We start from the raw sequence: 13,119 nt of genomic DNA, 5'->3' as shown, positions 1-13,119 counted from the left end.
TGGGAGCCGGGTGCTCCCATCAGACAACAGGAATGTCATGAGCGAACAGGCACCGGAAAATCCCCTTCACACACTTCGGGTTATCGAGTTTGAGGGAATTGGCCCCGGACCACTTGCCGGGCTCATGCTTGCCAATCTTGGGGCGCAGGTGACAGTGATCACGCGTCCGACACCGCTAAAAATCATGCAGGAATTCGGTGGCGATGCGGGGAACAATCCCCTTCGCCAAAACAAACGGATTGTCGCTCTCGACCTTAAAACAGCTGCCGGTGTCGAGCAGGCGCTCGAGCTGGTGGCCGGTGCCGATGCATTGGTCGAAGCCAACAGGCCCGGCGTCATGGAACGCCTTGGCCTTGGACCGGCCGAATGTGCTGCCCGCAATCCGCGGCTGGTTTACGGCCGCATGACCGGTTGGGGTCAGACAGGCCCCCTGGCGCAGAGTGCTGGCCATGATCTGAATTATCTCGCTTTGACGGGGCTGCTTTCTCTCTCTGCGCGTTCAGGAGAAGCGCCCATAGCGGCGCCAACCGTGATGGGTGATGCGACCGGTTCTCTTGGTTTGTGTTTCGGTATCGTCAGCGCTGTGCTGGATGCGAGAATATCAGGTCAGGGAAGAGTGGTGGATGCGGCAATTGTCGATGTGGTGGCGATGCTTGGAACAATCGTGCAACTCGCGCGTGCGAGCGGGCAGATTGATGGGGCTGAGCCAAGCCCATTCCATGACTCGCCATTTTACGACAGCTATATCTGTGCCGACGGGCGTTTCATTACTGTTGGGGCACTTGAAACGCAGTTTTATGCGATATTGCTCGCCAAACTCGGACTTACAGATGTCGATCCAGCTTCGCAATATGATCGCAAACAATGGCCTGCTCTGAAGGCGCGTTTCGCTGAACTATTTGCCAGTCATCCACGCGATCACTGGTGTGAAATTCTGGAAGGAAGCGATGCCTGCTTTACACCGGTTCTGAGCATTGCTGAAGCGGTAAACCATGTACACAATAAGGCGCGCGGCATCTACAAAGAGACGCCCTCGGGCTTGATCAAGACCGCGCCTGCACCCCGGTTCTCGGCTCTCAATCCTACCAGATGATAAAAATCCGGGGCCTTTCGACCCCGGATTTCATGCCGTGATGGTTAGAAATTGCGCTGGAAGCGGATAATGCCGCCAAAGGCATCGTCGTTGCCGCCATGGGCTTCTGAGTAGTCCTTACGCGCACCGTCAAACTTGGTGTAGTTGATTTCCGGTGTGATCGTGAAGCCGGGAACAAGTTCGTAGGCCACGTTCAAAGCAGCAGCAATCGTGCCCTGTTCTTCGTAGGCAACCTGAGCGTTGACAGTTGCCTTGTCGGAAACCTTGGCTGCCAAACCGCCCCAGACAGCGTAGTCACCTTCCCACGTACCGAACCAGTTGCGGTTGACGTTGGTATTGAAGGAGTCTTCGTTGTAATTGGTCTGATAGGCACCCATGACCCAGGCGGACACTGTGTCAGTAAACTTCACGTCCAGACGAGCCTTGAAGCCCCATTCTTCGACGGCCGAGTCATAACCAGCGATACCGGAGATTGATCCCCAACCCTGTTCATACTTGGCACCGATAAGGGCATGGGGCATGTAGTCATCAATACGGTAATCGTAACTCTGACCATTCAAATTCTCAGCTTCACCCTGTTCAGCGGCGATGATAGCAGAGAAGCCGTTTCCGGCAGTGTACGTATAGCTCACCTGGTTGCTGGCAAAGCTGTTGTACTGGATCACGTCGTCGTTGATGATGTTACCAGCATAACCAACCCATGAGCCGAAGATTTCATCAGCAACACCGATGCGGAAACCGCCCAGCTCAATGAATGCCTGTGGAATGGACGCGCCGTCCTGATTGCCATCCGTGTACTGGAAACGTGTCTGGATATAGGAGCGGAGTGTGCCGAGTTCGGTTTCCGTACGTGCATCGAAACGGACTTCAGCACGGGCACGCTTGTACCAGGTATCATTTTTGCCGCCCATGTGACCGCCCAAATAGGGGTCGTCACCACCGCCGGCATCATAACGCATATAGCCGCCGATTTTCAGGCATGTTTCTGTACCGGGAATGTAGAAGAAGCCAGCGCCGTACGCGTCGCAGACGCGCACATATTCGACGGCCTCCGGTTCGGCCACGACGACTGCATCTGCAGCGCGCGCGCCCGACACCACAACAAGTGCAGCGGCGGTGCCGAGAAGAAGACTTTTGATATTCATGTCGATCTCCAGTTAAGGATAAATTGTTAGAGGCAAGCCAAAGACGCAGTGCCTCACTTATGTCTTACTTTGGCACCCTTTTCGTCAAAGGACATAACTGGTGGTATCATGCTACCAATGCTCCTGTTGCCGTTTTGCTACAATCTGTAGGTCTTAAAGCGCGGGGACTTACAACCAAGGGATGAAGCAGTGAGGAGGGTAAAGTGCCCAGCCGACTTACTGTTTTCGCGCAAAAATCAAGCTTGGCAAGACGCAAACCAAGGGGAGGCTCGCCGATGAGGATTTGTCGAATGGATCGGTTTTTCGGGTAAATATCTTTGCGAAACAGTTTGCCAGCGGAAAAATGGCTATCAAAATGGTAGCAAAATGCGACCAGTTATGTCCTTTGACTGCCTTGAAAATCGGATGCAACGTGACAATGCATATTCTCGTTGACGTAGAAGGACTGCGCTTCAACAAGAAGGCAATTGAGTTCAGTTGATCTCCAGTCAATGCTCAAAAGGCCCTGCTTTTAAAGGCAGGGCCATTTTATTTGGGCTTGTTAACGTGGAATTCTTGCTTTTCAGACGGCGTAATAGTCAGGCGTACGATCTATGGGCAATAGATCGTAATCTTTGTTGGCAAGATGAATATCGAACTGAGCGCGAGCGATATGCGCGGCAACCATATTCTCAAAAACATCATCGAGTGGAGGCAATATATCTATCCGTCGGCCTCCATCTTCCAGCAAGCGCACGAGGCCTTCTGCTTCCGCTCGCTTCATTAAACGGCGAATGTGTGTGCGGGAAACGCCGTAGAGATGACCGATATCATCATAGGGAAAGCAGACAGTATTTTCAGTAACTGTTGATGGCTGTCCCTTCATTGACATAAGTTTGCAAAGCAGGATGCCGCCCCCGTCGCTGATCGCGAACAGTTTCGAACTGTGCAGCTTGGAGATCATTGTGCTGATATTCAGCAGCGAGTGCAGGCTGGACGCGAAATAGCGTTCCACAAAATCATCCGACCCTTCAATCAGCTGTTTGTAATGCCGTGAGGGGAATAGTTTGTCCGCTGCGCTGAGGGCTATGCCGGTAATTCTTCTGATGCCGAATATCATCTTGTTGGTTGGTTGGATCAGGTGATTTCTGTGATCACTTTCGTCCAGCACACGGGTAACAAGTCCAATGTTTTCCAAAAGGTCGATCGTAGCGGCAGTGGTGTTTTTGCTGCATAGCTTCAAACCCGACGTTATGTTCTGGATGCCGGATATTGTTGCGCCGTGATTTCCATTGCTGCGTGTAAAATGCAACGCCAGAATAGACATACAGATCACTTGGCGAGCAACATTGGCCATGACTTTGTTGGCCATATATCGACCTTCGAAAATCCTGACGGCACCGTTTGCGTAGTCAGTGGCAGCGGCCCCGAAGTTGGGATTTCGTCTCAGGATAGCCACTCTTTGCAGCAGCCACTTTGAACGCGTTTCATGACTGATGCAGGGAAGAGTTTCCGGCACGCCGTCGTTCATAAATGCGATTCCCATGCGATTGACTCTCCGTCTGGGTTTTACCAGGACAAATACACCCTTTGCGGGCAGCTCATTTGGCGGGGTGTCGGGGAGCCCTCTCCTGATTGCGCAATCTACATGTTTTGGCTGAAGACACCGATAACAAGTGCGTGAATCCGGGAAGGGCTTTTCGTGATAGTAAGTAGGTAGCCGTTGATTGTTGATCACCACGATGAATGTCGTGCTGCTGGTTATTGGGTTTAATCCAGTAGGCTTTATTCTCTTTCGAGATAAGCAATTGGATCGGGAACCAATGATATGGGTGTAAATTAATCCGAGGCGTAGGCGGCTATCATTGCGTCGCAGGCGCGTTTCAATTGTTGTTGAGGGCCTTCTGCGCCAGCGCTTTGGCTGCATACCCGCGCACCCTCGACGAGCAGCATCAGTGCATCGGCCAATTGCTCGGCCTGTTTCACTCCAGCCTGCCGGCAAAGATCGGTCAGGCGGTCCATATGCGCTTTTTTGGCATCTACGATCACCTTGAAAGCCGGGTGATTGGCTTCTTTCAATTCGACAGCGGCATTTGCGAGATCGCAACCGCGCCGGTCATTGAATATGCATTCCGCAGCTTCTTCAATCCAGCCGCGTATCTGGGCAAGTGGATTGTCAGGGAAGGTTGTTTCCAGGTCGCGCCAAATTTGTTCCCGGCGTTCGGACACCTGTTTGAGGCATTCGCAGATCAGATCGTCCTTTGATCCGAAATGGCGATAAAGCGTCATCTTGTTGGAATCAGCAGCCTCTGCAATCGCGTCAACACCAACACCCTTGATGCCCTGTTGGCGAAACAAATCAATGGCGCTCGCCATAATACGCGCCCGTGGCGGCATTCGGCTGCCTTCGGATTCCACCGATATAACAGTCTCGTGAGGCTTTGATATTTCTTGCGTTGGTGCGCTTGACATGGATGTTACCGTCCAGTAACTATTGGCTTGTTACTTACCGGTAACACGCATTTGGTTCGTGTGTCAATTTTATTTGAAATTGGTATCCGGGCCGCCGCCACAGAAAAGTACGGATTGACGTTTCTATTTGAAAACGCGGCAACGACGCCGCTGAGAAGGAGTGCATCATGCCACAGACATATGCCGATCTTACCCTTGCTGAAGCCCTGTCAGATCCCCTGATCAACGCTGTCATGAGCGCTGATCATGTGACCCGCAGCGAGCTCGAACTCCTTATGAAGTCTGTGGCACGCAAAAATTTTGAAGCCACCGCTTCAACCAATTGGCAACGACCTTTTACAGTCGATGGACCTGCAGTGACCAAAAGTCTGGCTGCCATAGGCAACCGCATGGCATCGGCTTGTTGCGGAAGTGCAGTCTAGGGTTCGATCAACTATTCGATTGCTGTTTTGAAAAGACCGGCGGCCTCCATGAGGGCCGCCGGTTTTCTTTTGGCCAGCCTCGCCGTCAGACAATTTTCAGATAATCTTTCCAACGGGGATCGCGCATATAGCTGCGCGCGCGCATATGTTTCCACGCGCCATATTTATGGAAATCAAAGTCAAGCGCGGACACTTCCCTTTGGACCATGGCCCATGTGGACCATTTGATATCGGCAAGCGCTTTGTGGACGTAGAGCCGGGCATACATTTGCGGATCAAAATGACCGAAATACTCCTCGATCACTTCATTCTCTATGGTATTGGAGAAAAACATCTCGCCGCACCAGATACCAAGATCGTAGCATCGGTCATTATTCGACGCGTATTCGTAATCGATGAGCATGATCGTCTTGGCCTCGTCGACCATGAAATTGCCCGGCATGGGATCATTGAAGCAGGCGACAAGATCAATGCCCGATGCTTCAAGCGCCGATCGCGCCATGCGATATTGCGCGTACAGCCAGTCGAAATCTTGCGGAAAAAACCCATTCAGGGTGCGGGCCTGATCGATATGTTCCTCGATCATATCAAAAACGGTTTTGGTCAGCCCCAACTGACCGGCATTATGAAACTGCCTGTAAGCGCCAATGGCGGCATTGCGAATTTCAACATCGCGAAAATCCTTGTTGGTGCAGGAACGACGGTCCTCGATGAAATCCGTAATTTCGATGCCTTTATGGGCAAGGTAAGGATAGCCTTTGGGTCCGATTCCGATTTCCTCGGCTCGCCTGCTGGCCTCAAGTGCGGCTTGCCGGTCAATAAACATCTCCGTGCCTTGACCCGGCATTTTCAGGAAATAGGGAATCTTATGGCCGTTGATCCTGATCTGCCAATTGGTATTGCTGATGCCGCCGAGCACAGGCGCATAGGAGATATGTTCGCTTGGCCACTCGGAGATTTCCAATAGGACTGCTTCGAGCGCCCGTTCGGAGTCTGTTACCGCCTGACCCAGTAATTTACCCTGCATGCCAGTTCTCCAAGTCGGATTATCGGTCAAAGTTTGCGCAGCATGATCTCGAAGTGCGGGTCGAGAATGGCCATCCGACACCGCAATAATCGCCATTGTGCATATTTGAGATATTCAAGTCCGGTCCGTGGCGAAGTTGCGTCGAGTAAGATTCCCCACAGTCCCCACATCAGATCGTCAGCAATGCCATAGAGTTTGCAGCGGTGCATGGACGTCTCGTGACAGTGACCATCAAATATTTCCAGAGCCAGTTGCTTGCCGTCGTCGAACTGGAATGCCTCATTGAGAAAAACACCGAGGTCATAATAGGGGTCCGTGTCACAAGCCTGATCGAAATCGACGAGCTGCACTTCATTTGATCCATTGATCATGATGTTGGAAGAAAGCCCATCCGCGTGGGCGGGCTTTACATCAATCCCTGCTGCATCAAGCGCGGCTTTAATCGTCGCGACATTCTCCAGCATCCACCAGATATCGCCTTCCGGCACGGTGGATGCCGCTGCCAGATCAGCCCCAAACCTTTTGATCCCGTCGAAGACAGACCAAGGTTTTCCGAGGCGTGGCGTGGCGTGAAACATCTTCTTGGCCCTGACTACATTGGCAGTGATCAGAGCATTTCCGAAATCGTCCATCCGGCCTGTACGCCAGGACGAATCCAGCAGATCGGAGATATAGGCATTATGTTCAGGCAGAAAATGTCTTGGCTCTGGCGTTAGGCCAAGTCTGGCGGCATTTTCAGCCGCCTTGTGGGCGACGGTACCGGAACTATAGGGCAGGAAATCCGTATGCAGGATTTTGACGAAGACTTTTCGCTGATCTGCTCCGGCAGAAACGATCCAACAATCGCCGTCAACAGCCCGATGCACCGGCGAAACGACTGGCGGGACCAGTCGTTCGTAGGTGACCGGTTGGCCCTGCCATTCGGGGATGGCGAGGATCGCCCGTTCAAGTGCCTGTTCTTCGGGGCTGGATGCTTCGCCGGGCTTTTTCATGTTGTGCCTTCAGCTTTTCAGAACATTGCCATGCATGCAGAAATCCCAGAGCATAGCCGTGAGGATATGAGTGCCAATCGCCCGGTCTTCCGGCGTGGTGAATTCGGTCGGATGATGAATCACACCATCCACGCTGGGAACTGCAATGACGATGGCTGGACATTTATCGGCCAGAGCCACGCCATCATGACCGCCGATTGTATCGAGATAGAGGGTCGAATGGCCGAGGCTTTTGGCTGTCTTGGTTGCCAGATTGACAAGACCTTCATCCATCCGGCCCGCTTTGCGATAATCGACGAACCTTACCTCGTAGCCGACTCCTGCACGTTGTGCGCACGCTTCGATCTTGCTTTTGAACTCGTCTTCGGCGCTTTGGAGAATATCGGGAGAGCCGGAGCGCAGTTCGACGAACAAAACGGCTTCCGCAGGCACGACATTGGGAGAGTTCGGGAACACTTCGAGCCGCCCGACCGACGTGTGGAGATCAAGTCCACCCTTGTCGGCCATGGTCTTAAGTTCGGCGATAAGATAAGCGGCAGCAAGCAAGGCATCCTTGCGTTCTGCCATGGGTGTCGGACCGGTGTGAGCCTGCTTGCCGAGAAAGGCCAGCCGATACTTGGTTGCGCCCCAATACCGTGTGAACGCCGCGAATTTCAAATCCGCCTTTTCGAGCTTATCCGAGCCTTCAATGTGCAATTCTATATAGGCATCAGGCAGGGCAGGCGCAGCCTCACCGGCATAGCCGATATCAGTCAGGGCCTCGCGCACCGAAATATTGTCACCATCCCGGCGATCAAGGGCAAAATCCAGTGTCAAAGCACCGGTGTAAACAGAGCTTCCGAGGAGACTGGGCTGAAAGCGCGCGCCTTCCTCGTTGGTCCAGTTGACCACTGTCAGATTGACCTTGGGCGTAAGACCGTCTTTCTCGACGGCCTGTTTGATTGTATCGACCGCAGTGCAGGCAGCGATGACACCAAGCGCACCATCGAACCGACCGCCATTTGGCTGGCTGTCGAGGTGAGAACCGGTCATAACCATAGGTGCATCAGGTCCAGCCCAATCGAGAATTCCGAACATATTGCCGATACCATCGACCTCAAGCCGCAGGCCCCGGTCTCGTACCCAGGCTGCAAACCAATCGCGCGCCTGCCCGTCTTCTTTCGACAAGGTCAGACGATTCATTGATCCACCTTCGCCGCCACCAATGAGTGACACTTCATCCATCAAGCGATGGAGTTCGACCTCATCAATTGCCGGTACGGGAACGGCGACCCTGCCGATTTCATGCATAAATAACCTCAACCTGCGCTTCTTTCAGTTTTTCGGCAAAATCCGCCCGCGGTTGCGCATCTGTCACGAGCGTATCTATATCCTTGAGTTCGAGTGTCCGTATGTTTCCCGTTCGACCAAACTTGTTGCTGTCAGCCAGCATCACGTAATGGCGTGAGCGGGTGCGCAGTTCGCGGCGCACCGCGGCTTCGTCTTCGCCGTAATCCATAAAGCCGTAGGCATAGTCGACCGCTGCAATACTAACGAAGGCGGTATCGAACAGGTGTCCCTTGATGGCTTCGAGGGTGGAGGGCCCAAACAGCGCGCGATAGCTCGGATTGAGTGTGCCGCCCACCACGGTGACGCTGCCCGAATAACCCGCGTCGAAGAGCTGGGCGATATCAAGCGAGTTGGTGAAAATGTTTAGCCCTTCGATGTTGATCAGGTGCCGCGCAAACGCCAGCGTGGTTGTGCCGGAATCAACGAATATCTTGCTGCCACTCTTCACCAGTTTTGCTGCATGAACGGCAAGCCGCCCCTTTTCCCGTGCATTGATGCGCATGCGTTCTGCGGCGGGTTGATCCAGTCCGATAGCCTGCTTCACGCCGCCGCCATAGACGCAGCGCATATGTCCCTCCCGTTCAAGCACCTTCAGATCGCGGCGGATGGTCTCGCGACTGACATCAAGTCTTCGGGAAATATCCTTGACCGAAACACGTCCATGCTTGGCCAGTTCTGCAAGAATAACCTGCACTCTCATTTCAGGAAGAGCCATGTTGCCATCTCCAATGCCGTGCCAAAGTAAATCGTGGCTGAACTTACTGGCTAATGTTGCCGCCGAATGTCGGGCGGGATGATAAATCCGTACAGAACTGCGGCTATCCGGATAGGGGCCGCGTCGCCATTTTGACCGCACGCCCCACCGGTTTATCTGCTCAAGATCAAGAATGCCGATCTTCTGGGTCCTCATGCAACGACCCTCATATCCCGGTTTATGGGCTCATCAAGAAGGAAGCAGGCTGCCATGTCCTTCGATCCCCGGTCTGTCAGAACAGGGCTTTGCGTCAGGCACCGATCCATGACGTTCGGGCATCGCCCGGCAAAGCTGCATCCAACTGGCAGATCGATGGGGCTCGGCGGCTCGCCTTCCAGAAGATAATCCGCCTGATGATACCGCCGTTCTTCTAGCGTTGGAACCGCACTCATCAAGGTGCGGGTATAGGGATGGCCGGGATCAAAGAACAATCGCTGATTATGGGCAATTTCGACAATTTCACCGAGATACATGACTGCCACCCGGTTGCAAACGCGGCGTACCATGGCAAGGTCATGCGAGATGAAAACATAGGTCAGGCCGTATTGTGCCTGCAGCTTTTCGAACAGCTTCAGGAGTTTGAATTGCTCGGTCTGGTCGAGGGATGACAGCGTTTCATCCATGATCAGCACTTTGGGCTGAAGCACCATGGCCCGTGCCACATTGATGCGCTGGCGCTGTCCGGCGCTAAGGCCGATGGGCAGTTCCTCGTAGAGCGACGAGGGAAGACCGACTTCATCCATAACTGTCAGAGCCCGTTGTCGCAGCTCTTTCCTGTCAGGCACCCCATGCGTGCGCAGGGGCTCCTCCAGAATGGCGCCGATAGCAGTTCGCGGAGGAAGGGAACTGAACGGGTCCTGCAGGACAAGCTGAAAATTCCGTCTGAATTTCAGAAGGTCTTTTCCGGAAAGGCGGGAAATATCGTCACCATTGCAGAGAACCTGACCGCTATCGGGAAGTTCCAGTCTGCTTAGAAGCCGCATCATCGAAGATTTGCCACAGCCGGACTCGCCGACGACCCCGAAATTCTCACCGGCAAACACATCAAAGGTGACGTTGCGCACGGCACGTACCGTATTATGCGACGCGAAAGTGCCGCGCTTGCGCACGCTATAGGACCGGCTGACATCCCGCACGCTGATCACGACCTCCTTGCCTGTCGAAGCGGGGACATTGGCTGCCCCCTCCGCCCAGAGCTTGGGAATTTGCGCCATCAGTTCCGATGTATAGGGATGCTTGGGATGTTGCACCAAAGCAGTTGTTTCCTGCTGTTCGACAATCCTGCCTTCTTCCAGAACAAGAATGCGGGAAGCGACGTCGCTGACAACGGGAAGCGATGAGGAAACGAAAAAGACCGCCGTATCGAAGCGCTCTGTCAGTTCGCGCAGAAGCCGCAGCACCTGCGCTGCAACTGTCACATCCAGCGGTTGGGTAATATTGTCAGCCACCAGAAAGGCCGGATTGCTGACAAGAGCGTCAACAATCAGCGCCCGCTGCATCATACCGCCGCTGAACTGCGAGGGGTATTCGTGGAAGCGGTTCTTGGCTGAGGGTATCCGTACCGCATCGAGCAGGTCGACCACACGTTTCCTTGCTTCCGCAGTACCAATCTCAGGTGCAACAGCTTGGAGCTTTTCGACGATTTGATACCCGACAGGCAGGGTAGGGTCGAGCGCGCCCATGGGATCGCCGCCGACATAGGCGATTTCCCGTCGTAGCTTGCGCATGGGCCCGGATGCAACGGTGAGAATATTGTTGGACTTATATTCCACCCGTCCTGCTGCAATCTCCAGCGGTGGTTCGATCCAGTTGACCAAAGCCTTGGACAGAATGGTCTTGCCGGAACCACTGGCGCCGATCAGGCCGACAATCTCGCGCGGGGCAAGATCAAAACTGATATCACTCAACACCCGGCGTTTGCCTGATCCGGTGCGCAGGTCAATTGAAAGATCGCGAACGGAGAGAACCGGCGAGGTCTGTGTCATGACGCACCTCCATGGATGCGGTTTCTCGCCCGCTCAAGCACGGCACCCATCAGATTGATGCTTGTTAATGTCACGCACAGGAACACACCCGGCATGGTGGCAATCCACCACGCGTTGAGAAGATATTTGCGCCCGTCCGCGATGATATTGCCGAAGGTCGGGGTTGGCGGCTGCACGCCGAGCCCGATGAAGCCGAGGATGGATTCGAAAATCATCATGCGGGCTACATCAAGGACTGACACGAATATAATGGGTGGCAGAATGAGCGGTGCCAGCAGACGCACCATGATGCGGAAGTTCGAAGCGCCCATGACCTGTGCCGCCCTGACATATTCGCGCTTACGCTCGGTCATGACCACACTGCGGGTCACACGCGCATAGGTCGGCCAGCTTGAAAGCCCGAGGACAAGGATGATTGCCGGTATGGTCGGGCGTGAGACGCCAAGCACCGCAATGGCAAGGATGATCATCGGAATCGACAGCTGGGCATCGGTGATGCGCATGATCACCGTATCGATCTTGCCGCCGAAATAACCGGCAATCATGCCGAGGGAACAGCCGACGCAGAGCATAAGCGCGACGGTACTCACGCCAATGAGAAATGAATAGCGCAGTCCGACGAGCGAGCGCACCAGCATATCCCGGCCGATCTGGTCCGTGCCCAATGGATGCGCCCATGTCCAGCCCTGTTGCAGGAACAGCGGCGGAATCAGGCGATCTTTCACATTCATCTTGGTGGGGTCGATGCCGCTCCACTCAGGGTAGAATATTGCGGCAATAAGCAGGATGAGGCAGATGGCGAGGCCAAAGCGAAACTCGTTCGAGGACATGGCGAGACGCCAGATACGCCGCGAAATTGACGCCCCCCTGATTGATTCAGGCTCGACACTCTTGGCAGGGATGGCTTCAAGCACACTCATCAGTATTCGAGCCTCGGATCGATCATCGTCGCCACCAGGTCGACGGCAATATTGATGAAGACAAAGATGGCACTGGTGACAATCGCAATGCCCTGAATGAGCGGGAAATCACGCTGAAGAACGGCATTGATAGTCAGCAGCCCAAGCCCCGGATAATCGAAGATGAATTCGACAATCAGCACTCCGCCGAGCAGTCCGCTGAACTGGATACCCAGAAGATTAAGTAGAGGGACGGAGGCATTGCGCAGCGCATGACCGAAGACAATGCGTCGCCGACTGAGGCCGCGCACTTTGCCAACAGCCACGAAAGGTTCCATCATGATCCCCGCCATGGATGCGGTCAGCGTGCGGATCAAAACGGGTGATAGTTCAACGGCAAGAACAATCGCGGGGAGGATCGTATAGGCAAATCCCTGATAGCCGATCGCCGGAAGCCAGCCAAGTTTGACCGAAAGCAGCAGTGCGAGAATGATCCCGAGCCAAAAATTCGGCAGGGAAACGAATATGGACGATATGTAAAAGGCCAGCCTATCCGGCCATCGCCCTGGTGCAAGGCCACCGGGTATGCCCACGAGAAAAGAGAAAGCCAGCGCAATCACGATTGCAAGACCTGCCAATTGCAGCGTCATCGGCAAGGTTTCGAGAATGAGGTCGAGAACTTTGGCCCGCTCGCCGCGCGTTGAGTCATTAAAGTTTGCGCCACCTGTCGAAGCGCCATTGGCAGGCCGTACAAATGACTGCCCGAGATCACCCTGAACCACCCCGCTCATATAGCGGCCGAACTGCACGATAATCGGGTCGCGAAGGCCCATATCCTTGGCAATCTGTTCGATCAGAGCTTCCGGTGCCATGCCACCAGCCATCAACCGGACAGGATCGCCAGGAACGACACGCAGCAGGGTAAAAATCAACAGCGAAACAATGAACACAATCAGTGCTCCCTGCAACAACCGTCTGACCAGAAAACTCAGAACAAACATGAAGGCGGTCTCCGCATCATC

The 13,119-nt window shown here is 54.1% G+C and carries 12 protein-coding genes; 2 read left to right on the top strand and 10 right to left on the bottom strand.

The features are described 5' to 3' along the window. Window positions 1–37 precede the first annotated feature (37 nt). Window positions 38–1,093 (top strand): CaiB/BaiF CoA transferase family protein, encoded by a 1,056-nt coding sequence (locus BLU05_RS18335; RefSeq protein WP_091883056.1) that lies wholly within the window; start codon window positions 38–40, stop codon window positions 1,091–1,093. A gap of 44 nt (window positions 1,094–1,137) precedes the next feature. On the opposite strand, the gene BLU05_RS18330 is transcribed toward BLU05_RS18335, so the two are convergent. The 3 genes from BLU05_RS18330 to BLU05_RS18320 all read right to left on the bottom strand — a co-directional run bounded on the left by BLU05_RS18330 (window position 1,138) and on the right by BLU05_RS18320 (window position 4,689). Next, complete coding sequence (locus tag BLU05_RS18330) at window positions 1,138–2,238, bottom strand: porin (RefSeq protein ID WP_091883053.1); 1,101 nt, start codon at window positions 2,236–2,238, stop codon at window positions 1,138–1,140. Window positions 2,239–2,800: 562 nt separating this feature from the next. After that, window positions 2,801–3,763, bottom strand: coding sequence for a helix-turn-helix domain-containing protein (locus tag BLU05_RS18325; RefSeq protein ID WP_091883049.1), 963 nt, complete (start codon window positions 3,761–3,763; stop codon window positions 2,801–2,803). A gap of 293 nt (window positions 3,764–4,056) precedes the next feature. After that, on the bottom strand, window positions 4,057–4,689 hold the full coding sequence (locus BLU05_RS18320; protein ID WP_091883046.1) for a TetR/AcrR family transcriptional regulator: 633 nt from the start codon (window positions 4,687–4,689) through the stop codon (window positions 4,057–4,059). A 167-nt stretch (window positions 4,690–4,856) separates the two neighbouring features. On the opposite strand from BLU05_RS18320, the gene BLU05_RS18315 reads away from it, so the two are divergent. Beyond that, on the top strand, window positions 4,857–5,111 hold the full coding sequence (locus BLU05_RS18315; protein WP_091883043.1) for a hypothetical protein: 255 nt from the start codon (window positions 4,857–4,859) through the stop codon (window positions 5,109–5,111). A gap of 85 nt (window positions 5,112–5,196) precedes the next feature. Here BLU05_RS18315 and BLU05_RS18310 read toward each other — a convergent pair whose 3' ends face one another. The 7 genes from BLU05_RS18310 to BLU05_RS18280 form a co-directional block, all read right to left on the bottom strand. Continuing rightward, on the bottom strand, window positions 5,197–6,138 hold the full coding sequence (locus tag BLU05_RS18310) for a choline/ethanolamine kinase family protein (RefSeq protein ID WP_091883040.1): 942 nt from the start codon (window positions 6,136–6,138) through the stop codon (window positions 5,197–5,199). Between the two features lie 26 nt (window positions 6,139–6,164). Further along, on the bottom strand, window positions 6,165–7,130 hold the full coding sequence (locus tag BLU05_RS18305; protein WP_091883037.1) for a phosphotransferase family protein: 966 nt from the start codon (window positions 7,128–7,130) through the stop codon (window positions 6,165–6,167). 9 nt (window positions 7,131–7,139) lie between these two features. Beyond that, window positions 7,140–8,420, bottom strand: coding sequence for a Zn-dependent hydrolase (locus BLU05_RS18300; protein ID WP_091883034.1), 1,281 nt, complete (start codon window positions 8,418–8,420; stop codon window positions 7,140–7,142). Continuing rightward, the gene (locus BLU05_RS18295; protein WP_091883208.1) at window positions 8,413–9,174 is read right to left on the bottom strand and encodes a DeoR/GlpR family DNA-binding transcription regulator; all 762 of its coding nucleotides are present in this window, start codon (window positions 9,172–9,174) and stop codon (window positions 8,413–8,415) included. Before BLU05_RS18295 ends, BLU05_RS18300 begins: the two co-directional genes overlap by 8 nt. Before the next feature lie 191 nt (window positions 9,175–9,365). Next, window positions 9,366–11,198 (bottom strand): ABC transporter ATP-binding protein, encoded by a 1,833-nt coding sequence (locus BLU05_RS18290; RefSeq protein ID WP_091883031.1) that lies wholly within the window; start codon window positions 11,196–11,198, stop codon window positions 9,366–9,368. Then, window positions 11,195–12,118, bottom strand: coding sequence for an ABC transporter permease (locus tag BLU05_RS18285; protein ID WP_091883028.1), 924 nt, complete (start codon window positions 12,116–12,118; stop codon window positions 11,195–11,197). The genes BLU05_RS18290 and BLU05_RS18285 overlap by 4 nt, the downstream gene beginning before the upstream one ends. Continuing rightward, the gene (locus tag BLU05_RS18280) at window positions 12,118–13,098 is read right to left on the bottom strand and encodes an ABC transporter permease (RefSeq protein ID WP_091883206.1); all 981 of its coding nucleotides are present in this window, start codon (window positions 13,096–13,098) and stop codon (window positions 12,118–12,120) included. Before BLU05_RS18280 ends, BLU05_RS18285 begins: the two co-directional genes overlap by 1 nt. Window positions 13,099–13,119: the final 21 nt, after the last annotated feature.

Source organism: Phyllobacterium sp. OV277, assembly GCF_900104355.1.
In the GTDB taxonomy this organism is placed as follows: domain Bacteria; phylum Pseudomonadota; class Alphaproteobacteria; order Rhizobiales; family Rhizobiaceae; genus Phyllobacterium.
This window is presented reverse-complemented; position numbering and strand designations above follow the sequence as displayed.

Coding starts and splice junctions, on each gene's coding strand:
- BLU05_RS18335 (WP_091883056.1), top strand. CDS start 38: ATGAGCGAACAGGCACCGGAAAATCCCCTTCACACACTTCGGGTTATC.
- BLU05_RS18330 (WP_091883053.1), bottom strand. CDS start 2,238: ATGAATATCAAAAGTCTTCTTCTCGGCACCGCCGCTGCACTTGTTGTG.
- BLU05_RS18325 (WP_091883049.1), bottom strand. CDS start 3,763: ATGGGAATCGCATTTATGAACGACGGCGTGCCGGAAACTCTTCCCTGC.
- BLU05_RS18320 (WP_091883046.1), bottom strand. CDS start 4,689: ATGTCAAGCGCACCAACGCAAGAAATATCAAAGCCTCACGAGACTGTT.
- BLU05_RS18315 (WP_091883043.1), top strand. CDS start 4,857: ATGCCACAGACATATGCCGATCTTACCCTTGCTGAAGCCCTGTCAGAT.
- BLU05_RS18310 (WP_091883040.1), bottom strand. CDS start 6,138: ATGCAGGGTAAATTACTGGGTCAGGCGGTAACAGACTCCGAACGGGCG.
- BLU05_RS18305 (WP_091883037.1), bottom strand. CDS start 7,130: ATGAAAAAGCCCGGCGAAGCATCCAGCCCCGAAGAACAGGCACTTGAA.
- BLU05_RS18300 (WP_091883034.1), bottom strand. CDS start 8,420: ATGCATGAAATCGGCAGGGTCGCCGTTCCCGTACCGGCAATTGATGAG.
- BLU05_RS18295 (WP_091883208.1), bottom strand. CDS start 9,174: ATGGCTCTTCCTGAAATGAGAGTGCAGGTTATTCTTGCAGAACTGGCC.
- BLU05_RS18290 (WP_091883031.1), bottom strand. CDS start 11,198: ATGACACAGACCTCGCCGGTTCTCTCCGTTCGCGATCTTTCAATTGAC.
- BLU05_RS18285 (WP_091883028.1), bottom strand. CDS start 12,118: ATGAGTGTGCTTGAAGCCATCCCTGCCAAGAGTGTCGAGCCTGAATCA.
- BLU05_RS18280 (WP_091883206.1), bottom strand. CDS start 13,098: ATGTTTGTTCTGAGTTTTCTGGTCAGACGGTTGTTGCAGGGAGCACTG.